General features: G+C 74.3%; 19 protein-coding genes. All 19 read left to right on the top strand.

The window, feature by feature from the left end; genetic code table 11:
* The first annotated feature begins 68 nt into the window (after positions 1 to 68).
* Positions 69 to 632, top strand: coding sequence for a general stress protein (locus HDA34_RS00645; protein WP_020621560.1), 564 nt, complete (start codon positions 69 to 71; stop codon positions 630 to 632).
* Positions 633 to 916: 284 nt separating this feature from the next.
* Positions 917 to 1543, top strand: coding sequence for a 30S ribosomal protein S4 (gene rpsD / locus HDA34_RS00650; RefSeq protein ID WP_036313685.1), 627 nt, complete (start codon positions 917 to 919; stop codon positions 1541 to 1543).
* Between the two features lie 171 nt (positions 1544 to 1714).
* The gene (locus HDA34_RS00655) at positions 1715 to 2104 is read left to right on the top strand and encodes a hypothetical protein (protein ID WP_020621562.1); all 390 of its coding nucleotides are present in this window, start codon (positions 1715 to 1717) and stop codon (positions 2102 to 2104) included.
* Positions 2101 to 4812, top strand: a complete 2712-nt coding sequence (alaS, locus tag HDA34_RS00660; RefSeq protein ID WP_049145318.1) for an alanine--tRNA ligase — start codon at positions 2101 to 2103, stop codon at positions 4810 to 4812. Before HDA34_RS00655 ends, alaS begins: the two co-directional genes overlap by 4 nt.
* Positions 4772 to 5341: a Holliday junction resolvase RuvX gene (ruvX, locus tag HDA34_RS00665; protein WP_041103686.1), complete on the top strand. Its 570-nt coding sequence runs from the start codon at positions 4772 to 4774 to the stop codon at positions 5339 to 5341. Before alaS ends, ruvX begins: the two co-directional genes overlap by 41 nt.
* Positions 5338 to 6606: an endolytic transglycosylase MltG gene (gene mltG, locus HDA34_RS00670; RefSeq protein WP_134377126.1), complete on the top strand. Its 1269-nt coding sequence runs from the start codon at positions 5338 to 5340 to the stop codon at positions 6604 to 6606. The genes ruvX and mltG overlap by 4 nt, the downstream gene beginning before the upstream one ends.
* Positions 6606 to 7529 carry a shikimate dehydrogenase family protein gene (locus HDA34_RS00675; protein WP_134377127.1) on the top strand — a complete coding sequence of 308 codons (924 nt, stop codon included), beginning with the start codon at positions 6606 to 6608 and terminating at the stop codon, positions 7527 to 7529. Before mltG ends, HDA34_RS00675 begins: the two co-directional genes overlap by 1 nt.
* Positions 7530 to 7608: 79 nt before the next feature.
* The gene (gene aroC, locus HDA34_RS00680) at positions 7609 to 8844 is read left to right on the top strand and encodes a chorismate synthase (RefSeq protein ID WP_134377128.1); all 1236 of its coding nucleotides are present in this window, start codon (positions 7609 to 7611) and stop codon (positions 8842 to 8844) included.
* 89 nt (positions 8845 to 8933) lie between these two features.
* Positions 8934 to 9545, top strand: coding sequence for a shikimate kinase (locus HDA34_RS00685; RefSeq protein ID WP_267899369.1), 612 nt, complete (start codon positions 8934 to 8936; stop codon positions 9543 to 9545).
* The gene (gene aroB, locus HDA34_RS00690) at positions 9542 to 10711 is read left to right on the top strand and encodes a 3-dehydroquinate synthase (protein ID WP_134377130.1); all 1170 of its coding nucleotides are present in this window, start codon (positions 9542 to 9544) and stop codon (positions 10709 to 10711) included. Before HDA34_RS00685 ends, aroB begins: the two co-directional genes overlap by 4 nt.
* Before the next feature lie 120 nt (positions 10712 to 10831).
* Positions 10832 to 11395 carry an elongation factor P gene (gene efp / locus HDA34_RS00695; protein WP_002857030.1) on the top strand — a complete coding sequence of 188 codons (564 nt, stop codon included), beginning with the start codon at positions 10832 to 10834 and terminating at the stop codon, positions 11393 to 11395.
* Entirely contained in the window at positions 11388 to 11840 is a 453-nt protein-coding gene (gene nusB / locus HDA34_RS00700; protein ID WP_044659811.1) for a transcription antitermination factor NusB, read from the top strand. Before efp ends, nusB begins: the two co-directional genes overlap by 8 nt.
* 169 nt (positions 11841 to 12009) lie before the next feature.
* Entirely contained in the window at positions 12010 to 12618 is a 609-nt protein-coding gene (gene pyrR, locus HDA34_RS00705; RefSeq protein WP_036313707.1) for a bifunctional pyr operon transcriptional regulator/uracil phosphoribosyltransferase PyrR, read from the top strand.
* 3 nt (positions 12619 to 12621) lie between these two features.
* Complete coding sequence (locus HDA34_RS00710) at positions 12622 to 13605, top strand: aspartate carbamoyltransferase catalytic subunit (RefSeq protein ID WP_036313715.1); 984 nt, start codon at positions 12622 to 12624, stop codon at positions 13603 to 13605.
* Positions 13602 to 14981 carry a dihydroorotase gene (locus tag HDA34_RS00715; protein WP_036336600.1) on the top strand — a complete coding sequence of 460 codons (1380 nt, stop codon included), beginning with the start codon at positions 13602 to 13604 and terminating at the stop codon, positions 14979 to 14981. The genes HDA34_RS00710 and HDA34_RS00715 overlap by 4 nt, the downstream gene beginning before the upstream one ends.
* The gene (locus HDA34_RS00720; protein ID WP_012750893.1) at positions 14978 to 15604 is read left to right on the top strand and encodes a PH-like domain-containing protein; all 627 of its coding nucleotides are present in this window, start codon (positions 14978 to 14980) and stop codon (positions 15602 to 15604) included. The genes HDA34_RS00715 and HDA34_RS00720 overlap by 4 nt, the downstream gene beginning before the upstream one ends.
* Complete coding sequence (gene carA / locus HDA34_RS00725; RefSeq protein ID WP_010078598.1) at positions 15601 to 16785, top strand: glutamine-hydrolyzing carbamoyl-phosphate synthase small subunit; 1185 nt, start codon at positions 15601 to 15603, stop codon at positions 16783 to 16785. Before HDA34_RS00720 ends, carA begins: the two co-directional genes overlap by 4 nt.
* Positions 16786 to 16788: 3 nt before the next feature.
* On the top strand, positions 16789 to 20094 hold the full coding sequence (carB, locus tag HDA34_RS00730) for a carbamoyl-phosphate synthase large subunit (RefSeq protein ID WP_134377131.1): 3306 nt from the start codon (positions 16789 to 16791) through the stop codon (positions 20092 to 20094).
* Positions 20091 to 20978: an orotidine-5'-phosphate decarboxylase gene (pyrF, locus tag HDA34_RS00735; RefSeq protein ID WP_036336596.1), complete on the top strand. Its 888-nt coding sequence runs from the start codon at positions 20091 to 20093 to the stop codon at positions 20976 to 20978. Before carB ends, pyrF begins: the two co-directional genes overlap by 4 nt.
* Positions 20979 to 21082 lie beyond the last annotated feature (104 nt).

Below are 21082 nucleotides of genomic sequence, written 5' to 3' on the forward strand. Positions count from 1 at the left end.
CCGACTCCTCGCCCGCTCGCGCCCCCATGCACCACCGACGCACAGAAGGAACAGAAGGAGCCGCCCCCATGACCCAGTCCACTCCGCAGCAGTCCACCCCCCAGCACACCGCCGCGCAGCAGCCGGCCCCGTACGGCCGCCCCGGCGCCGGCGGCCCCGCCCTCCCGCAGGCCGACTACCGCATCCTGCGCTCCGTCCCGGCCTACGCCGAGGCCCAGGCCCTCGTGGACCAGCTCTCCGACGCCGGGTTCCCCGTGGAGCGCGTGCGCATCGTGGGCACCGGGCTGCGCTCCGTGGAGCAGGTCCTGGGCCGGATGACCACCGGCAAGGCCGCCGTCCGCGGCGGGCTGCAGGGCCTGTGGTTCGGCCTCCTGCTCGGCCTGCTCTTCTCGATCTTCGCCCCCGGCTTCGGGTTCCTCTGGATCCTGCTGATCTCCCTGGGCCTGGGCGCCCTGTGGGGGGCGGTCTTCGGGGCGATCGGCCACGCGGCCACCGGCGGCAGGCGCGACTTCACGTCCCTGCAGACCATGGAGGCCGAGTCGTACGACGTGCTGGTCGAGGCCTCCCACCTGGACCAGGCCGGTCAGCTCCTCGGCGCGGACCCCGGCACCGCGGCCACGCCGCGCGCCTGAGCCCCGGCCCGCCCCGTCGTCGTCGCTCTGGTAAGGTGGACCGGTCTGGCAGGCGCTGCGCCCCGGACGCATCCCCCTCGCTCGGATCCCCGCGGACGCCCGCGTGCCCGGGCGAGGGACGCGCAGCGCATCAGTGGATGACGGGCGGCGGCACGCCCCTCAGCTCTCCTCAGGATCGCGGGGAGGCCAGGTTCGAGGCCCCTTGACCCGTGCGCCCCGGCGCCCGGACGAGACCTCGAGACAAACCCGAACCGTGCCGCACGTCAAGGAAAGGCAGGTCCACCATGAGTGGCAACCTTCGCACCCGCCGCACCGTGCGGCACTCCCGCGCCCTGGGCATCGCGCTGACCCCCAAGGCCGAGAAGTACATGGAGCGTCGTCCGTACGGCCCCGGCCAGCACGGCCGTGCCCGCCGCAAGCAGGACTCGGACTACGCGGTGCGCCTCAAGGAGAAGCAGCGTCTGCGCGCCCAGTACAACATCCGCGAGGCCCAGATGCGCCGCTACTTCGAGGAGGCCAAGCGCACCGCCGGCCTGACCGGTGAGAACCTGGTCGAGCTCCTCGAGCAGCGCCTCGACGCCCTCGTGCTGCGTGCCGGCTTCGCCCGCACCATCCAGCAGGCCCGTCAGCTCGTCGTGCACCGCCACATCATGGTGGACGGCAAGCGCGTGGACGTCCCCTCGTTCCGCGTGAAGGAGGGCCAGATGATCCACGTGCACGAGCGCTCGGAGAAGATGGTCCCCTTCCAGCTGGCCGCCGCCGGCGCCCACCAGCAGGTCCTGCCCGCCACCCCGGGCTACCTGACCGTGGAGATCGACAAGCTGCGCGCCACCCTCACCCGTCGCCCGAAGCGCTCCGAGGTCCCCGTGACCTGCGAGGAGCAGCTCGTGGTCGAGTACTACGCGCGCTGATCCGCCGCGGCCGGGTCCGTCCCGGACGACGGCGCCCCGCGCGTCCCGCAGGCCCGGTCACCTCTCGGAGGTGACCGGGCCTGCGGCGTCCCCCGGGCCCGCCGCCGGGGATCGGCGCCGCGCCCGGTAAGGTGGGGCCGGAATCCCTGCCGTCCGAAGGAGGCCCCCGCCATGCTCCGCTCGCTGCTGCTCGTCGGCGCCGGCGCCGCATCCGGCTGGTTCGCACACCGCGCCCTCGGCGACCGTGCCCACCCGGCCACCGACGCGACCGACGCGCCGACGTCTGACCCTGGCTCCGCGGGGGGGCGCGCGGGGTTCTCCGCCCGCCTGGACCCGGAGCGTCTGGCCCGCCAGGCCGGTGAGGCCGCCGCCGACGCCGCGGCGGCCGCCCTGCAGGACGGTGCCCGGCGCCTGGCCGAGCGCGTCCGCGCCGAGGCCCCCTGGGCCGCGCCCTACCTGCCCCACACGGGGCCGATCATCTCCGGGGAGACCGTGGAGCCGCCGTCGCACGGCGCCGCCCGCCCCCAGACCACCACCACGCAGAAGGACACCCCCGCATGAAGTCCCAGGAGATCGCCCGCCGCTGGACCGCCTTCTTTGAGTCCAGGGGGCACCGCGTGGTGCCGTCGGCGTCGCTCGTCTCGCCGGATCCGTCGCTGCTGTTCACGGTGGCCGGCATGGTCCCGTTCATCCCGTACTTCCTGGGGGAGCAGACCCCGCCGAGCCCGCGCGTCGTCTCGGTGCAGAAGTGCATCCGCACCGCGGACATCGAGGAGGTCGGCAAGACCGTCCGCCACGGCACCTTCTTCCAGATGTGCGGCAACTTCTCCTTCGGCGACTACTTCAAGGAGACGGCCATCCCGATGGCCTGGGAGCTGCTGACGTCCTCGGTCGAGGACGGCGGCTTCGGCCTGGACCCCGAGCGCCTCTGGGTCACCGTGTACCGCGAGGACGACGAGGCCGAGCGCATCTGGCGCGAGGACGTGGGCGTCCGTCCCGAGCGCATCCAGCGCATGGGCAAGGACGACAACTACTGGAACACCGGCCAGCCCGGCCCGGGCGGCCCCTGCTCGGAGATCTTCTACGACCGCGGCCCCGCGTACGGCGTCGACGGCGGCCCGGCCGCGGACGACACCCGCTACATCGAGATCTGGAACCTCGTGTTCATGCAGTACCGCCTCTCCGCGGTGCGCTCGAAGGACGACTTCGACATCGCCGGCGAGCTCGAGCACAAGAACATCGACACCGGTCTCGGCCTCGAGCGGCTCGCCATGATCCTCCAGGGTGTGGAGAACATGTACGAGACGGACCAGGTCCGCCCCGTGCTCGACCGCGCCGCGCAGCTGGCCGGCCGCTCCTACACCTCCACCGAGGACCCGGCCGACCCGCACTACGACGACGACGTCCGCCTGCGCATGGTGGCCGACCACGTGCGCTCGGCCCTGATGCTGATCAGCGACGGCGTGCGCCCCGGCAACGAGGGCCGCGGCTACGTGCTGCGCCGCCTCATCCGCCGCGTCGTCCGCGCCCTGCGCCTGATGGGCGTCACCGAGCCCGTTTTCCCTGAGCTGCTGCCGGTCTCCCGGGACGCGATGAAGGGCACCTACCCGGTGGTCGCGGACGAGTTCGAGCGCATCGCCCGGATCGCCTACGCCGAGGAGAAGGCGTTCCTGCGGACCATCGCCGCGGGCACGGCCCGCCTCGACGCCGCGGTGGGCCAGGCCCGCTCGGCGGGCGGCGGCATCGCGGGCCCGGACGCGTTCGAGCTGCACGACACCTACGGCTTCCCGATCGAGCTGACGCTGGAGATCGCGGAGGAGGCCGGCGTCGCCGTGGACGAGGCCGGGTTCCGCGCCCTCATGGCCGAGCAGCGCGACCGCGCCCGCGCGGACGCCAAGGCCAAGAAGGCCGGCCACACGGACACCGCCGTGTACCAGCGCCTGCGCGCCGAGGGCCAGACCCACTTCACCGGCTACACCGAGCACACCACCGAGTCCGTGGTGCGCGGCCTGCTGCAGAACGGCGAGGAGGTCGCGTCCGCCGGCGCCGGCACGGAGCTCGAGCTCGTCCTGGACGCCACGCCGTTCTACGCGGAGTCCGGCGGCCAGGCCGCGGACACCGGCCTGATCACCGGCGACGGCTTCCGCCTCGAGGTGCTCGACGTGCAGGCCCCCGTGAAGGGGCTGTCCGTGCACAGGGTCAAGGTCCTCGACGGCGAGGTCGCCGCCGGCGCGCAGGCCCTCGGCGCGATCGACCTGCAGCGCCGCCTCGACGGCGAGAAGGCCCACTCCGGCACCCACCTGGTGCACGCCGCACTGCACCAGATCCTCGGCCCCGAGGCCACCCAGTCCGGCTCCTTCAACAAGGAGGGCTACCTGCGCTTCGACTTCCGCTGGGCCGAGGCGCTCTCGGCCGGGGCCCGCTCCGAGGTCGAGGACGTGGTGAACATCGCCATCCGCGACGACCACGCCGTGCTCACCCAGGAGATGAGCCTCGAGGAGGCGCGCGCACTCGGCGCGATGAGCCTGTTCGGCGAGAAGTACGGCGACCGGGTGCGCGTCGTGGAGATCGACGGCGCCTGGTCCCGCGAGCTGTGCGGCGGCACCCACGTGGGCCGCACCGCGCAGATCGGCTCGCTGACCCTGCTCGGCGAGCAGTCCGTGGGCTCGGGCAACCGCCGCGTCGAGGCGCTCGTCGGCCTGGACTCGTTCCGCCACCTCGCCGCGGAGCGCACCCTCGTCTCCGAGCTCTCGGAGATGTTCAAGGCCCCGGCCGAGGAGCTCAAGGACCGCATCGGCGCCACCCTGGACCGGCTCAAGGCGGCCGAGAAGCAGGTCGCGGAGCTGCGGGCCCAGGCGCTGCAGGCCCAGGCCGGGCAGCTCGCCGGGCAGGCCCAGGACGTCACGACGTCCGCCGGGACGTCGGTGCGGGTGCTGGCCCACCACGCCGGCGACGTGGCCGGGGACCAGCTGCGTTCCCTCGCGCTGGACCTGCGCGCCCGGATCGAGTCGGCCGGCGGCAACGCGGCGGGCACGCCCGTGCTCGTGGCCCTCACGGCCGAGGCCAAGGGCCGGCCCCTCGTGGTCGTGGCGACCAACGAGGCCGCCCGCGCGGCCGGCCTCAAGGCGGGCGCCATGGTCAAGACCGCCACCGGCGTGCTCGGCGGCGGGGGCGGAGGCAAGGACGACGTCGCCCAGGGCGGCGGCCAGGACGTCACGCGCGTCGGGGATGCGCTCGACGCCGTCGTCGCCGCGGTGCGCGCGGCCTGAGGCGGACGTGAGCGCAGGTCAGGACGGGGCCAACGCGGCAACCGACGCCGTGCGCCGGGGGCGCACCCTCGGCGTCGACGTCGGCCGTGCCCGCGTGGGCGTCGCGTCGGCCGACCCCGACGGCCTGATCGCCACCCCCGTGGCCACCCTGCGGCGGGATGCGCGTCGACGTCGTGACGTGGACGAGCTCGTCGCCCACGCACGCGAGCTCGACGTCGTCGCCGTGTACGTCGGCCTGCCGGTGAATCTACGGGGCGAGCACACGCCGTCCACGCAGGACGCCCTCGACTACGCGGACGCCGTCGCCGCCGCCCTGGCCGAGGCGGGCCACCCTGTGCCGGTCCGGCTCGTCGACGAGCGGCTCAGCACGGTCTCCGCGCAGGCCGGACTGCGGGCCGCGGGCCGGTCCGTCAAGGACAGCCGCGGCGTGATCGACCAGGCGGCCGCCGTCGCGATCCTGCAGGCCGCCGTGGACGAGCAGCGCCGCACCGGGCGCTGGGCCGGCCAGGACCGGGAGCCGATCCGGTGACCGGCGACCACCAGCACGCTCGGCGTGAGGACCACTGGGACGATCTGCTCGACGACGAGGCCGACGTCCACGACGACCTCGACGTGTTCGGCTTCGCCCACGAGGAGGCGGACGAGGCCGACGTCGGCGCCCCGTCCCAGCCGGCCGGCGCGGCCGGCCCACGCCGGCCTCGCATGCTCCTGCGCCGCCGGGGCACCGGGTCCCACCCGGCCTCGCGGGTCGACCGCGGCGCCGGCCGGCGGCGGACCGCGCTGGTGCTGGGCACGGTGCTGGTGGCGTTCGCCGTCGTGGTCGGGCTGATCGTGCGCGGCTTCCTGAGCGGCCCCGACCACACGGCCGTCGAGGGCGACGAGGTGACGTTCTCGGTGGAGCCGGGCGAGGACCTGGGCTCCGTGGCGGCCCGCCTGGACCGGGCCGGCATCGTGGCCTCCGCCCGTGCGTTCGAGCGCGCCGCCAGGGACACGGGCAGCGGTCTCGTGCGCTCGGGGGACTTCGTGCTGCGCGAGCGGATGCCCGCGGCCGAGGCCCTCGCGGTGCTCCAGGGCGCCGCGGACGGGGCCGTGCACTACGTGCTCGTGGAGCGCGGCCGGCGACTCACCGAGGTGCTGGACGCCGTCGCCGAGGCCACGGGGCTGCCCCGCGAGGAGCTCGAGGCCGCCGCCCACGACCCGACCCGCTACGGCGTCCCCGGGGAGGCGGGCACGCTCGAGGGCTGGCTCGACGCGGGGGAGTACCGCCTCCCCGTCGACGCCACCGCCGAGCAGGTGCTCGACGCCCTGATCCGGCCCACCCTCGCCGAGCTCGACGCCCTCGACGTCCGCGACCCGGCCGAGCAGCAGCGCGTGCTCACGATCGCCTCCATCCTCGAGGCGGAGGCCCTGCCCCAGGACTACCGGCAGGTCGCCGGCGCCATCGAGAACCGCCTCGCCCCGGACAACACCGAGACGCGCGGGCTCCTGCAGATCGACGCCACCGTCACGTACGGCCTCGGCGTGCGCAGCCTCAGCTTCACCTCGGGCCAGCGGCAGGACGCCTCGAACCCCTACAACACGTACGTGCACCCGGGCCTGCCGCCGGGTCCGATCGGCATGCCCTCCGACGCGGCCGTCGAGGCCGCCCTCGACCCCGCCGAGACGGACGCCTACTACTGGGTGACCACGGACATCGGCACCGGCCACACCGAGTTCTCCCGCACCTATGAGGAGCACCAGCAGCACGTGCGCACCCTGCAGCGCTACTGCGCGTCCAATCCGGGGGTGTGCTGATGCGCCCCGTGCTGCACGCGGCGGTCCTGGGCCGGCCGATCGCCCACTCGCTCTCCCCGGTGCTGCACGCGGCCGCCTACCGGGTCCTGGGCCTCGACGTCGACTACGGCCGCCGAGACCTGGGCGAGGACGAGGCGCTGGCCTTCGCGGCCGAGCACCTCGGCGCCCCGGGCACGGCCGACGGCGGCGCGGCCGCGGCCCGCGGGCAGGACTGGCTCGGCTGCTCCGTCACCATGCCGCTGAAGCGGGCGGTCGTCGCCGCCGCCGGGCACGTCAGCGACCGCGTCCGCCTCCTGGGCACCGCGAACACCCTCGTGCGCGACCACCCCTCCGCCCCCGGGGTCGTCCACGCCGAGAACACGGACGTGGACGGCATCCTCGGCGCCCTCGCCGCGGCCGGCCTCGACCGTGCCGCCCGGGGCGGGACCGTCGGCGTCCTCGGGAACGGGGGGACCGCGACGGCGGCCGTCCTCGCCGCCGCCACGCTCGGCGCGGACGCGGTGCTCTTCGGCGTCCGCGACCCCGCCCGCGCCGCCGAGGTGACGGCCCTGGCCGACGCGCTCGGGCTGCGCTGGGCGACCTTCGCCCAGGCGGACCTGCTCCGGCGGGCGCCGGGGCTGCGTGCCGTCGTCGCCACCCTGCCGCCGCGCGCCGCGGACGCCCTGGCCGCACACGTGCCGGCCGGCGCCGCCCTGCCGCCCCTGCTGGACGCGGCCTACGACCCGTGGCCCTCCGTGCTGGCGTCCGCCTGGTCCCGGGAGGGCGGTCCGGTGGCGTCCGGGCTGTCCATGCTGCTGCACCAGGGCATCGAGCAGGTCCGGCTGTTCACGGCCCGGCCCCGCGCCGCGGCCGGGATGCCCGAGCCGGACTGGGCGGCGGTGACGCGCGCCGCGGCGGACGCCCTGGGACCGGCCGCCGGCTGAGCGTCGAACGCCGGATCCGGTGCGTCCCGTCCGGTCACACGTGGCGGCGCGGTGCCCCGTGCGTGAGAGACTGCACGCCATGGTGCGCTGGTTGACAGCGGGGGAGTCTCACGGCCCCGCGCTCACAGGAATCGTTGAGGGACTGCCGGCCGGGATCCCGGTCACGACGCAGGACGTGCAGGACGCGCTCGCGCGCCGCCGCCTGGGGTACGGGCGCGGCGCGCGCATGAAGTTCGAGCAGGACGCGGTGACGATCCTCGGCGGCGTCCGCCACGGCCGCACCCTCGGCTCGCCCGTGGCGATCCAGGTGGGCAACACGGAATGGCCCAAGTGGGAGAAGGTGATGGCCGCCGATCCCGTCCCCGCGGAGGAGCTCGACGGTCTGGCCCGCAACGCGGCGCTCACCCGCCCGCGGCCCGGCCACGCCGACCTGACCGGCATGCAGAAGTACGGCTTCGACGAGGCCCGCCCCCTCCTCGAGCGCGCCTCCGCCCGTGAGACCGCCGCCCGTGTGGCCCTGGGCACCGTCGCCCGCGCCTTCCTCGGCGAGCTCGGCGTGCGGATCGTCTCCCACACCGTGGCCTTCGGGGAGGCCGCCCTGCCGGAGGGCCACCCGTTCCCCGTCCCCGAGGACGAGGCCCGCCTCGACGCCGACCCGGTCCGCTGCCTCGACCCGCAGACCTCGGCGGCGATGGTCGCCGAGGTCGACGACGCCCACCACGCCGGGGAGACCCTCGGCGGCGTCGTGGAGGTGCTGGCGTACGGCGTGCCGATCGGCCTGGGCTCCCACGTGCACTGGGACCGCCGCCTCGATGCGCGGCTGGCGGGGGCGCTCATGGGCATCCAGGCGATCAAGGGCGTGCAGGTCGGCGACGGGTTCGCCATGGCCGCCCGACGCGGCTCCGCCGCCCACGACGGGATCGCCCGCGGCGCGGACGGTCGCCCCCGGCGCACGAGCGACCGGGCCGGCGGCATCGAGGCCGGCATGTCGACGGGCGAGCTGCTGCGCGTGAGCGCCGCGATGAAGCCGATCGCCACGGTGCCGCGCGCGCTGCCCACGGTCGACGTCGCCACGGGCGCGGAGACCACGGCCCACCATCAGCGCTCCGACGTGGCGGCCGTGCCCGCCGCGGGCATCGTCGCCGAGGCCATGGTCGCCCTCGTCCTGGCCGACGCGATGCTCGAGAAGTTCGGCGGCGACTCCGTGGCCGAGACGCGCCGCAACCTCGAGGCGTTCCAGGCCGCGGTCCCCGCCCTGCCGGAGCCGGGCGCCGACGTCGTGGCGGACGGCCCGATGGGCGACCCCCTGCCGTGACCGACACCCCCGGGACCGCGCCGGCCCCGGGACCGGACCCGAGCACGCGTCCCGTCCCCGGGCCCGTCACCGTGTGCCCGTGGGAGGGCATGACCGGTGCCCTCGAGGCGCGCCTGACGGCCGCGGCCACGGTGGCCGCCGCGTCCGACGAGGACCCGGACGCGCGCCCGGCCCGCCGGGTCGTCCTCGTCGGCCCGATGGGGGCCGGCAAGACGACGGTCGGCCGGGCCCTGGCCGCCCTGACCGGGCTGCCCTTCGTGGACTCCGACGAGCTGTTCGCCCAGGTCCACGGCCCGATCCCGGAGTTCTTCGCCGAGCACGGCGAGGCCGCGTTCCGGGCGGAGGAGGCCCGCGTCATCGGCCATGTGCTCGGCCGACCCGCCCCATGCGTCCTCTCGTGCGGCGGCGGCGCCGTCCTGCATCCGGGCACCCGCCGCGCGCTGGCCGGGCCGGACTCCGACGTCGTCTACCTCGCGGTCGGAGAGGCCGAGGCGCTGCGCCGCGTGGGCGGCGGCGCGGGCCGCCCCGTCCTGGCCGGAGACCCCGCCGGGACCTGGCGGCGTATCCTCGCCGAACGCGAGGGGCTGTACCGCCAGGTCGCCGACCTCGTGCTCGACACCACAGGCCTGACGGCCGCCGAGGCGGCCTGGCGTATCGTGGGGGACGCCCACCGCCCCCGAAGGAGTGAGTCACACCCATGACGGACCGTCAGCCGGACAGCACCGAGCAGGAGACCCCGGGGGCGGCGCCCGTGGCCGCTCCGGCCGCACCCGAGGACGTGACGGTCATCCCCGTGGCCGGCGGCCACGAGGCGGCCGTGCACGGCGGCTACGACGTGGTGGTGGGCCGGGGCCTGCTCGCGCGCCTGCCGGACATGCTCGGCCCGACCGTCCGACGCGTGCTGGTCATCCATCCGCGCGCCCTCCGGGCCACCGGCGACGTCGTCAAGAACGACCTCGAGGCCGTGGGCCTGACCGCACTGACCGCCGAGATCCCGGACGCCGAGGAGGGCAAGCACCTGCAGGTGGCCGGGTTCTGCTGGCAGGTGCTCGGCCAGAACGACTTCACCCGGTCGGACGCGATCGTCTCCGTGGGCGGCGGCGCCGTGTCCGACCTGGCCGGCTTCGTGGCGGCCACGTGGCTGCGCGGCGTCCGCGTCGTGCACATGCCCACCACCCTGCTGGGCATGGTGGACGCGGCGGTGGGCGGCAAGACCGGCATCAACACCGCCGAGGGCAAGAACCTGGTGGGGGCGTTCCACAATCCGGCCGGCGTGCTGGCGGACCTGGACACGCTGCTCACCCTGCCGGCCAACGAGCTGATCTCCGGCCTGGCCGAGGTCGTGAAGTGCGGCTTCATCGCCGACCCCGCGATCCTCGACCTCATCGAGGAGGACCCGGCCCAGGCCCAGAACCCGCACTCCGCGCGGCTGCGCGAGCTGATCGAGCGTTCGATCCGGGTCAAGGCGGACGTCGTCTCCCGCGACCCCCGCGAGTCGGGCGCCCGCGAGGCGCTGAACTACGGCCACACGATGGGGCACGCGATCGAGCTCGCCGAGCGCTACCAGTGGCGCCACGGCGCCGCGGTGTCCGTGGGGCTGGTCTTCGCGGCCGAGCTGGCCCGCTCCCTCGGCCGGCTCGACGACGCCACCGCGGACCGCCACTGGTCGGTGCTGACGGCCCTGGGCCTGCCCGTCTCCTACCGCGGGGACCGGTGGCAGACCCTGCTCGAGGGCATCCGCCGGGACAAGAAGAACCGCGGCGACCAGCTGCGCTTCGTCCTGCTGGACGGGCTCGCGCAGCCCACCACCGTGGACATCCCGGACGCGTCCCTGCTCTTCGCGGCGTACCAGGAGATCGCAGAGTGAGCCGCCGCTGACCCCGGCCCCGCGCGGGGCCTCCCGTAGACTGGCCCGCGCACATCCAAGACCCCACCCACTGCAGGCGGACCCGTGACGGTCCGCGAGACCGATCGGGAGCACACACACGTGGCAACGAGCAACGACATCAAGAACGGCGCCGTCCTGAAGCTGGAGGGCCAGCTCTGGAACGTCACCGAGTTCCAGCACGTCAAGCCGGGCAAGGGCGGCGCGTTCGTCCGCACCAAGATGAAGAACATCACCACGGGCAAGGTCGTGGACAAGACCTTCAACGCCGGCGCCAAGGTCGAGTTCGCCACCGTGGACCGCTCCGACTACCAGTACCTCTACCAGGACGGCGCGGACTACGTGTTCATGGACGTCAAGGACTACGACCAGATCACCGTGCCCGGGGCCGTGGTCGGCGACGCCGCGAAGTACATGCTCGAGAACACCCAGGTCGTCATCGCCCTGCACGAGGGCACGCCGCTGTACCTCGAGATGCCGGCGTCCGTGGTCCTGGAGATCACCTACACCGAGCCGGGCCTGCAGGGGGACCGCTCGTCCGCCGGCACCAAGCCCGCCACCGTGGAGACCGGCGCCGAGATCCAGGTGCCGCTCTTCGTCGAGCAGGGCACCCGCGTCAAGGTCGACACCCGCACCGGCGACTACCTCGGCCGCGTCAATGACTGAGCGGGCCTCCGCCGGCTCCGCTGCCAAGCGGGGGACCACGGCGCGCAGCCGCTCCCGGCAGCGTGCGGTGGAGATCCTGTTCGAGGCCGAGCAGCGGGGCTCCAGCGCGCTGGAGGGCATCCGCACCCGCCGCGAGAGCACCGATCTGCAGGTGAACGCCTACACCCAGCGGCTCGTGGAAGGCGTCATCGCGGACCAGGAGCGGCTCGACGAGGCCCTGAGCTCCTACTCCCGCGGCTGGTCCCTGGACCGCATGCCCGCCGTCGACCGGGCGATCCTGCGCGTGGGGGCCTGGGAGCTGCTGTTCCAGGACGACGTGCCGGACGCCGTCGCCATCTCCGAGGCCGTCGCCCTGGCCGCCCAGCTGTCCACGGACGACTCGCCCGAGTTCGTCAACGGTCTGCTCGGCCGCCTGCAGCAGGTCAAGCCGACGCTGCTCGCCTGAGCCGCCGAGAGCTCCGTCACGAGGCCCGTCCCGCACCGCGTCATCCGCGCCGTGGGGCGGGCCTCGCTGGTAGAGTCGGCGACGTCCCGCGCGGGGGCCCACCGGCGCCCCGGGACGAACCACGCATCCTTTAAGAGCCGTCCTGTGAGGCGGGGAAGGAGGCGCCGGCATGGGAACTGACCCCGCCGCACCTCGTGCTGCCCGGACCGTGCTGTCCACGTCCGAGATCGACCGGGCGCTGACCCGGATCGCCCACGAGATCCTCGAGTCCAACAAGGGCGCCGAGGGTCTCGTCCTGATGGGGATCCCGCGCCGCGGGGCCCCCCTGGCCCGGCGGCTCGGCGCCCTGCTGGCCCGCATCGAGCCGGCCTTCGACCCCACCGCCGCCGTCGGTGAGGTGGACGTGACGCTCTACCGGGACGACCTCCGCCGCGGCACGGCCCGCACCCCGATGCCCACCCGCCTGCCCGAGGTCCCCCTCGACGGCGCCGTCGTCGTGCTCGTGGACGACGTCCTCTTCTCCGGCCGCACCGTCCGGGCCGCCCTCGACGCGATCGCCGACCTGGGCCGCCCCGCCGCCGTGCGCCTGGCCGTCCTCGTGGACCGCGGGCACCGCGAGCTGCCCGTCCGGGCCGACTTCGTGGGCAAGAACCTGCCGACCTCCACCGCCGAGCGCGTCCAGGTCCGGCTCATGGAGGTCGACGGCCCCGAGGGCACCGGCGAGGTCACTGAGGACGCCGTGAGCATCGTCGACCGTGTCGCGACCCGGGAGGGTTGAGCCGTGCGCCACCTGCTGTCCACCGCCGACCTCTCCCGCGCCGACGCCCTCGCCGTCCTCGACACCGCCGAGGAGATGGCCGCCGTCAACCAGCGCGAGGTCAAGAAGCTGCCCGCCCTGCGCGGCCGCACCGTGGTGAACCTCTTCCTCGAGGACTCCACCCGCACCCGCATCTCCTTCGAGGCCGCCGCCAAGCGGCTCTCCGCGGACGTGATCAACTTCTCCGCGAAGGGGTCGTCCGTCTCCAAGGGGGAGTCGCTCAAGGACACCGTCCAGACGCTCGAGGCCATCGGCGCGGACGCCATCGTGATGCGCCACTGGTCCTCGGGCGCGGCCCGCCAGCTGGCCGACTCCGGCTGGGTGCGCTCCGCCGTCGTGAACGCCGGCGACGGCACCCACGAGCACCCCACCCAGGCCCTCCTGGACGCCTTCACCCTGCGCCGGCGCCTCGCCGCGGCGACGGGAGAGGACCTGGTCGGCCGGGACCTGACCGGCATGCGCGTGGTGATCGTGGGGGACATCCTGCACTCGCGCGTGGCCCGGTCCAACGTGTGGCTGCTCAGCACGCTGGGCGCACAGGTCACCCTGGCCGCCCCGCCCACCCTGCTGCCCGTGGGCGTGGCCGCGTGGCCGTGCCAGGTCACCTACTCGCTGGACGAGGCCCTCGACGCCGGCCCCGACGCCGTCATGATGCTCCGCGTCCAGGCCGAGCGAATGGGCGGCGCCTTCTTCCCGTCCGCAGGGGAGTACACCCGGACCTGGGGGCTGACCGATGACCGCTTCGCCCGCCTCACCGCCGGCCGGGGCGCCCTGCTCGACGAGCCCGTGGTCATGCACCCCGGCCCGATGAACCGCGGCCTGGAGATCAGCCCGGCGGCGGCGGACTCGCCCCGCAACACCGCCCTCGAGCAGGTCGCCAACGGCGTGTCCGTCCGCATGGCGGTCCTGCACCTCGTCCTCAACCACGACCAGGAGGTCCGCCCGTGAGCGCCCCCAGCCCCGCCCCCCTGCTGCTGCGCAGCGCGCGCCTGACCACGGGCGAGACCGCCGACGTGCTCGTCGCCGAGGGCCGGATCGCCGCCCTCGGCCCGGACGCCGCGACCCACGCCGCCGGCCTCGACCCGGCCCCCGAGGAGGTCGACTGCGCCGGCCTGGTGCTGCTGCCCGGGCTCGTCGACCTGCACACCCATCTGCGCCAGCCCGGCAAGGAGGACGCGGAGACGGTCGAGACCGGCACCCGCGCCGCCGCGATGGGCGGCTTCACCTCGGTCCACGCGATGGCCAACTCGACGCCGACGGCCGACACCGCCGGCGTGGTGGAGCAGGTGTGGCGGCTGGGCCGGGACGCGGGCTGGTGCGATGTGCACCCCGTGGGCGCGGTGACCGTGGGCCTGGCCGGCGAGGCCCTGGCCGACCTCGGCGCGATGGCCGACTCGCAGGCCCGCGTGCGGATGTTCTCCGACGACGGCATGTGCGTCCACGACGCCGTGCTGATGCGCCGTGCGCTCGAGTACGTGAAGTCCTTCGGCGGCTTCGTGGCCCAGCACGCGCAGGAGCCGAACCTCACCGCCGGCGCCCAGATGAACGAGTCCGAGCTCTCCGGCGTCCTCGGCCTGGCCGGCTGGCCCGCCGTGGCGGAGGAGGCCATCATCGCCCGTGACGTGCTGCTGGCCCAGCACGTGGACTCCCGCCTGCACGTGTGCCACGTCTCCACGGCCGGCTCCGTCGAGCTGATCCGCTGGGCCAAGGCCCAGGGCGTGGCCGTGACCGCCGAGGTCACCCCGCACCACCTGCTGCTCACCGAGGAGCTCGTCCGCTCCTACGACCCCGTGTTCAAGGTCAATCCGCCGCTGCGCCGCGAGTCCGACGTGATGGCCCTGCGCGCCGGGCTGGCCGACGGCACCATCGACACCGTGGGCACCGACCACGCCCCACACACCGCCGAGACCAAGCAGTGCGAGTGGACGGTCGCGGCGATGGGCATGACGGGCCTCGAGACCGCCCTGTCCGTGGTGCAGCAGGCGATGGTGGACACCGGCCTGATGGACTGGGCCGGCGTCGCCCGCGTGATGTCCACGGCGCCGGCCCGGATCGCCGGCCTGACCGACCAGGGCCAGGCCGACGAGCGCGGCGTCCCGCGCGTCGGCGCGGTGGCCAACCTCGTGCTCGTGGACGCGCAGGCCCGCCGCACCGTGGACCCCGAGCAGCACCTGACCAAGTCCCGCAACAGCCCGTACCGGGGCATGGAGCTGCCGGGCGCGGTGCGCCACACGGTCTATCGCGGTGCCCGCGTCGTCGCCGACGGCGCCCCCGCCCGGCCGTACCGCCACCCGGCCCTGACGGAGACGGGGGAGCGCGCGTGAGCATCACCTCCCTGGCCGCCGCCCTGGCGGCCCGTCCCGTCCCGCCGCGGACCCCGACGAAGGACTACGCGGACGTGTGGCTGCCGGTGACCCTGGGCACCCTGGCCGTCGTCCTCGTGCTGCTCGGCCTGCTGGCCCTCGGGTGGCGGGCCCGCCGCCGGGCGCAGGCCGGGATCCCGGCCCCGGCCCCCGTGCCGACGGCCCTCTACGACGCCGAGCCGACGCTGTCCGCGGAGGGCATGCACGTGGGCACGGTGCGCGGCGAGGACCGACTGGACCGCGTGGCGGTGCACGGCCTGGGCCTGCGCTCGCGCGCCGTCCTCGAGGTCCACGACGCCGGCACCCACCGCGGCCTGCTCGTGCTCCGCCCCGGGGCCGCCAACCTGTTCATCCCCGCGGACGACCTCGTCGAGGCCGGCCTGTCCGGCGGGATCGCCGGCAAGTTCGTCGAGCCGGGCGGGCTCGTCGCCTGGGGCTGGCGCCTCGGCGACGTCGAACTCACCTCCGCCTTCCGCCCCGACCGCCCCGAGGACCGCGACCGGCTCCTCGCCGCCCTGCAGACCATCATCGACCCCGCCCCGGCCGACCCGGCCGGCCGCGCAGGAGAAGGAGACCCCCGATGAGCACCCCCACCGACGACCTGGCCCTGCTCGTCCTCGAGGACGGCACCGTCCACCGCGGCCGGGCCTACGGCGCCCGCGGCCGCACCCTGGGCGAGGCCGTGTTCACCACGGGCATGACCGGCTACCAGGAGACCCTCACCGACCCGTCCTACGCGGGGCAGATCATCGTGCAGACCTCCCCGCACATCGGCAACACCGGGGTCAACGACGCCGACCGCGAGTCGTGGGCGATCTTCGCCGCCGGCTACGTGGTCCGCGACGCGGCCCGGCGTCCGTCCAACTGGCGCGCCGAGCGCACCCTCGACGAGGAGCTCGAGGCGTTCGGCGTCGTCGGGATCCGCGAGGTCGACACCCGGGCCATCACCCGCCGCCTGCGCACCGAGGGCTCGATGCGCGCCGGCGTGTTCTCCGGCGAGCACGCCGCCCGCCCGGAGGCCGAGCTGCTGGCGGAGGTGCGCGCCCAGCCGTCGATGGCCGGCGCCCGCCTCGCGGAGTCCGTCACCACGGAGCAGCCGTACGTCATCGAGCCGGCCGAGCACGGCTGGGAGGGCGAGCCGATCGCCGAGATCGCCGCCCTCGACCTCGGCATCAAGGCCGCCACGCCGCGGCACCTGGCCTCCCGCGGCATCCGCGTGCACGTGCTGCCCGCTGCCACGGACCTGGCCGGCATCCGCGCCGTGGACCCGGACGGCGTCTTCCTGTCCAACGGCCCCGGCGACCCGGCCACGGCAGACGCCCAGGTGGAGCTGCTGCGCGAGGTCCTCGACGCCGGCCTGCCGTTCTTCGGCATCTGCTTCGGCAACCAGATCTTCGGCCGCGCGCTCGGCTTCGACACCTACAAGCTGAAGTTCGGCCACCGCGGCCCGAACCAGCCGGTGCTGGACAAGGCCACGGGCCGCGTGGCCATCACCTCCCAGAACCACGGCTTCGCCGTGGACGCCCCCCTCGGCGAGCCGATCGAGGCGCCGGAGTCGCGCTTCGGCCGCGTCGAGGTCTCCCACTGGTCCCTGAACGACCAGGTCGTCGAGGGCCTGCGCCTGCTCGACCGGCCCGCCTTCTCCGTGCAGTTCCACCCGGAGTCCGCGGCCGGCCCCAACGACACCCTCGACCTGTTCGACCGCTTCGTGCAGCTGCTCACCGAGCACCGCGCCGCCACCACCCCCGCCACCGAAGGAGCCTGATCCATGCCCAAGCGCACCGACCTGAAGTCCGTCCTGGTCATCGGCTCCGGCCCCATCGTGATCGGCCAGGCCGCCGAGTTCGACTACTCGGGCACCCAGGCCATCCGCGTCCTCAAGGAGGAGGGCGTCCGCGTCGTCCTCGTCAACTCCAACCCGGCCACGATCATGACCGACCCGGAGCTGGCCGACGCCACCTACGTCGAGCCCATCACCCCGGCCGTGGTCGCCAAGATCATCGAGAAGGAGCGCCCGGACGCCCTGCTGCCCACCCTGGGCGGCCAGACGGCGCTGAACACCGCCATCGCCCTCGACAAGGACGGGGTGCTCGAGCGCTTCGGCGTCGAGCTGATCGGCGCGAACATCGAGGCCATCGAGCTCGGCGAGAACCGCGAGCTGTTCAAGGGCGTCGTGGAGCGTGCCGGCGGCGAGTCCGCCCGGTCCCACATCGTGCACACGATGGAGGAGGCCCTGGCCGCCGTCGAGGACCTGAAGTACCCCGTGGTGGTGCGCCCCTCGTTCACGATGGGCGGCCTCGGCTCCGGCATGGCCTACGACGAGGCCGACCTGTACCGCATCTGCGGCGCCGGCTTGCAGTACAGCCCGACCTCCGAGGTCCTGCTCGAGGAGTCCATCCTCGGCTGGAAGGAGTACGAGCTGGAGATGATGCGGGACAAGAACGACAACGTCGTCGTCGTCTGCTCCATCGAGAACGTGGACCCCGTGGGCGTGCACACCGGCGACTCCATCACCGTGGCCCCGGCCATGACGCTGACGGACCGCGAGTACCAGAAGCTGCGGGACATCTCGATCAACGTCATCCGCGAGGTCGGCGTGGACACCGGCGGCTGCAACATCCAGTTCGCGGTGAACCCCGTGGACGGGCGCGTCGTCGTCATCGAGATGAACCCGCGCGTCTCCCGCTCCTCGGCGCTGGCCTCGAAGGCCACCGGCTTCGCGATCGCCAAGATCGCCACCAAGCTGGCCCTGGGCTACACGATGGACGAGATCCCCAACGACATCACCCAGAAGACCCCCGCGTCCTTCGAGCCGGTCCTGGACTACTTGGTCGTGAAGGTCCCGCGCTTCGCGTTCGAGAAGTTCCCGGCGGCGGATCCCACGCTGACCACCACCATGAAGTCGGTCGGCGAGGCCATGGCCATCGGCCGCAACTTCACGGAGGCCCTGCAGAAGGCCCTGCGCTCGCTCGAGCAGAAGGGCTCGGAGCTCGCGTTCCCGCAGGACGCCGACCCGCAGGCCCTGCTCGCGGCGGCGAGCACGGCCACTACCGACCGGCTCTCCCAGACCCAGCAGGCGCTCTACGCCGGCGCCACGATCGAGGAGGCCTTCGAGGCCACCGCGATCGACCCGTGGTTCCTGGACCAGTTCGTGCTCATCAACGAGGTCGCGGACGAGATCCGCGACGCCGAGGTCCTCGACGAGGCCCTGCTGCGCCGCGCCAAGCGGCACGGGTTCTCCGACGCCCAGATCGGCTCGCTGCGGCACATGGACGCCGCGGTCGTGCGCGGCGTGCGTCACGCCCTGGGCGTGCGCCCCGTCTACAAGACCGTGGACACCTGTGCCGCCGAGTTCGAGGCCTTCACCCCGTACCGGTACTCCAGCTACGACCTCGAGACCGAGGTCGCCCCGCACGAGGGCGAGTCGGTGATCATCCTCGGCTCGGGCCCGAACCGGATCGGCCAGGGCATCGAGTTCGACTACTCGTGCGTGCACGCCACCATGGCGCTGCGCGAGGCTGGCTACGAGACCGTGATGGTCAACTGCAACCCGGAGACGGTATCCACGGACTACGACATCTCCGATCGCCTCTACTTCGAGCCGCTCACGCTCGAGGACGTCCTGGAGGTCATCGCGGCAGAGGAGGCCTCCGGCGGCGTGCGCGGCGTCTTCGTGCAGCTCGGCGGTCAGACCCCGCTCAAGCTGGCCCAGCAGCTCGCCGACGCCGGCGTGCCGATCCTGGGCACCTCGCCCGCGGCCATCGACCTGGCCGAGCACCGCGGCGAGTTCGCGCTCGTGCTCGAGCGCGCGGGCCTGGTGGCGCCGAAGAACGGCACGGCGGTCTCCTTCGACGACGCCAAGCGCGTGGCGGACGAGATCGGCTACCCCGTGCTCGTGCGCCCCTCCTACGTGCTCGGCGGCCGCGGCATGGAGATCGTGTACTCCGAGGAAGCACTGGCCCACTACGTGGCGCACGCCACGGAGATCACCCCCGACCAGCCGATGCTCGTGGACCGCTTCCTCGAGGACGCGATCGAGATCGACGTCGACGCCCTCTACGACGGCACCGAGCTGTACCTCGGCGGCGTCATGGAGCACATCGAGGAGGCGGGCATCCACTCGGGTGACTCCGCGTGCGTGCTGCCTCCCGTCACCCTGGGCCCGGACGTGCTCGAGCGCGTGCACCGCGCCACCGAGCGGATCGCGGCCGGCGTCGGCGTGCGCGGCCTGATCAACATCCAGTTCGCGCTCGCCTCGGACGTGCTGTACGTGATCGAGGCGAACCCGCGCGCCTCGCGGACCGTGCCGTTCGTCTCGAAGGCCACGGGCGTCCAGCTGGCCAAGGCGGCCGCGCGGATCGGCGTCGGCGAGAGCATCGCCGACCTGCGCGCGGCGGGCATGCTGCCCACGGCGTACGACGGCGGCACCCTGCCGATCGGCGCGCCCGTGGCGGTCAAGGAGGCGGTGCTGCCGTTCACCCGCTTCCGCACCGCGGAGGGCCGCGTGGTCGACTCGCTGCTGGGCCCGGAGATGCGCTCGACGGGCGAGGTCATGGGCATCGACAAGCACTTCGACACCGCGTTCGCCAAGTCCCAGTCCGCCGCCGGCGGCCCGCTGCCCACCTCGGGGCGCGTGTTCGTGTCGGTCGCCAACCGGGACAAGCGCACCCTCGTGGGCCAGGCCAAGCGCCTCGTCGACCTCGGCTTCCAGGTGGTCTCCACCGGCGGCACCGCCGAGGTGCTGCGGCGCAACGGCATCCCCGCGGAGGTCGTGGCGAAGATCGCCGACGCCGGGCACGAGGACGGCGCGGGCACCGTGCTGGAGCAGCTGCACGCCGGCACCGTCGACCTCGTGCTGAACACGCCCTCCGGCGGCGACGCCCGCACGGACGGCTACGAGATCCGCGCGGCCGCGACGTCGCTCGGCGTGCCGGTGATCACGACCACGGCCGAATTCGGGGCGTGCCTGCAGGCCATCGAGGCCATGCGGTCCTACGAGTGGTCCGTCACCTCACTGCAGGAGCACGACGCGCGCCTGCAGCAGGCTGTCGCCGGTCCGGAGGCCGCGGCGTGACCACGACGGCGACGGGCGGCGCGGGGCCCCGCGCCCCCTTCGGGCGGCGGCTGGCCCACGCCATGGAGACGGCCGGTCCGCTGTGCCTCGGCGTGGACCCCCATCCGGGCCTGCTGCGGCAGTGGGGCCTGAGCGACACCCCGGCGGGCCTCGAGGCGTTCTCCCTGACCGCCCTCGAGGCGGCGGTGGGTCCCGAGGGGCCCCGCGTGGCGGCGATCAAGCCCCAGGTGGCGCTGTACGAGCGCCACGGATCGGCCGGCCTGGCGGCCCTGGAGCGGCTGCTCGCGGCCGCCCGGGACGCCGGGGTGCTCACGATCGCGGACGCCAAGCGCGGTGACATCGGCTCCACCATGGACGGCTACGCCGCCGCGTGGATCGCCGACGCCTCGCCCCTGGCCGCGGATGCGGTGACGCTCAGCCCGTACCTGGGTTTCGGCACCCTCGTGCCGACCATCCGCGCCGCCCACGAGGCCGGCCGCGGCGTGTTCGTCCTCGCGCTGACCTCCAATCCGGAGGGCCGCGAGGTCCAGCACGTGGGCGAGGGGTCGGCCGAGGGATCGGTCGCCCGGCGCATCGCCGCGGCGGCGGCCGCCGAGAACGCGGCCCTGCGCGGCGACGACGCGTGGGGGCCGGTGGGACTCGTCTTGGGCGCCACGGTGGCCGCCGAGGCGGACCGCCTCGGCCTGGACCTGCCGGCCCTCGGCGGGCCCCTGCTGGCGCCCGGGTTCGGTGCCCAGGGCGCCACGGCCCGGGGCATGCGGGCCGACTTCGGGACGGCCTGGCCGCAGGTCTTGGCGACCTCGTCCCGCGGCATCCTGAGCGCGGGCCCGTCGGTGGCCTCGCTGGTGGACACGATCGAGGAGAATCGCGCCGCCCTGCGGTGACGCCCGCGTCCTCCCGGCGCGCCCGTGCCGTGTGGACGGGATGGTATCTTCCCTTCCGATCGGCTGTGCTCGTCGTCCTTGACCATGGAAGGGTCACGACGGGG

Source organism: Micrococcus luteus (assembly GCF_014138885.1).
GTDB lineage: Bacteria > Actinomycetota > Actinomycetes > Actinomycetales > Micrococcaceae > Micrococcus > Micrococcus luteus.

Coding starts and splice junctions, on each gene's coding strand:
- HDA34_RS00675 (WP_134377127.1), top strand. CDS start 6,606: ATGCGCCCCGTGCTGCACGCGGCGGTCCTGGGCCGGCCGATCGCCCAC.
- HDA34_RS00685 (WP_267899369.1), top strand. CDS start 8,934: ATGACCGGTGCCCTCGAGGCGCGCCTGACGGCCGCGGCCACGGTGGCC.
- nusB (WP_044659811.1), top strand. CDS start 11,388: ATGACTGAGCGGGCCTCCGCCGGCTCCGCTGCCAAGCGGGGGACCACG.
- pyrR (WP_036313707.1), top strand. CDS start 12,010: ATGGGAACTGACCCCGCCGCACCTCGTGCTGCCCGGACCGTGCTGTCC.
- carA (WP_010078598.1), top strand. CDS start 15,601: ATGAGCACCCCCACCGACGACCTGGCCCTGCTCGTCCTCGAGGACGGC.
- aroB (WP_134377130.1), top strand. CDS start 9,542: ATGACGGACCGTCAGCCGGACAGCACCGAGCAGGAGACCCCGGGGGCG.
- ruvX (WP_041103686.1), top strand. CDS start 4,772: ATGCGCTCGACGCCGTCGTCGCCGCGGTGCGCGCGGCCTGAGGCGGAC.
- HDA34_RS00645 (WP_020621560.1), top strand. CDS start 69: ATGACCCAGTCCACTCCGCAGCAGTCCACCCCCCAGCACACCGCCGCG.
- rpsD (WP_036313685.1), top strand. CDS start 917: ATGAGTGGCAACCTTCGCACCCGCCGCACCGTGCGGCACTCCCGCGCC.
- HDA34_RS00655 (WP_020621562.1), top strand. CDS start 1,715: ATGCTCCGCTCGCTGCTGCTCGTCGGCGCCGGCGCCGCATCCGGCTGG.
- aroC (WP_134377128.1), top strand. CDS start 7,609: ATGGTGCGCTGGTTGACAGCGGGGGAGTCTCACGGCCCCGCGCTCACA.
- alaS (WP_049145318.1), top strand. CDS start 2,101: ATGAAGTCCCAGGAGATCGCCCGCCGCTGGACCGCCTTCTTTGAGTCC.
- carB (WP_134377131.1), top strand. CDS start 16,789: ATGCCCAAGCGCACCGACCTGAAGTCCGTCCTGGTCATCGGCTCCGGC.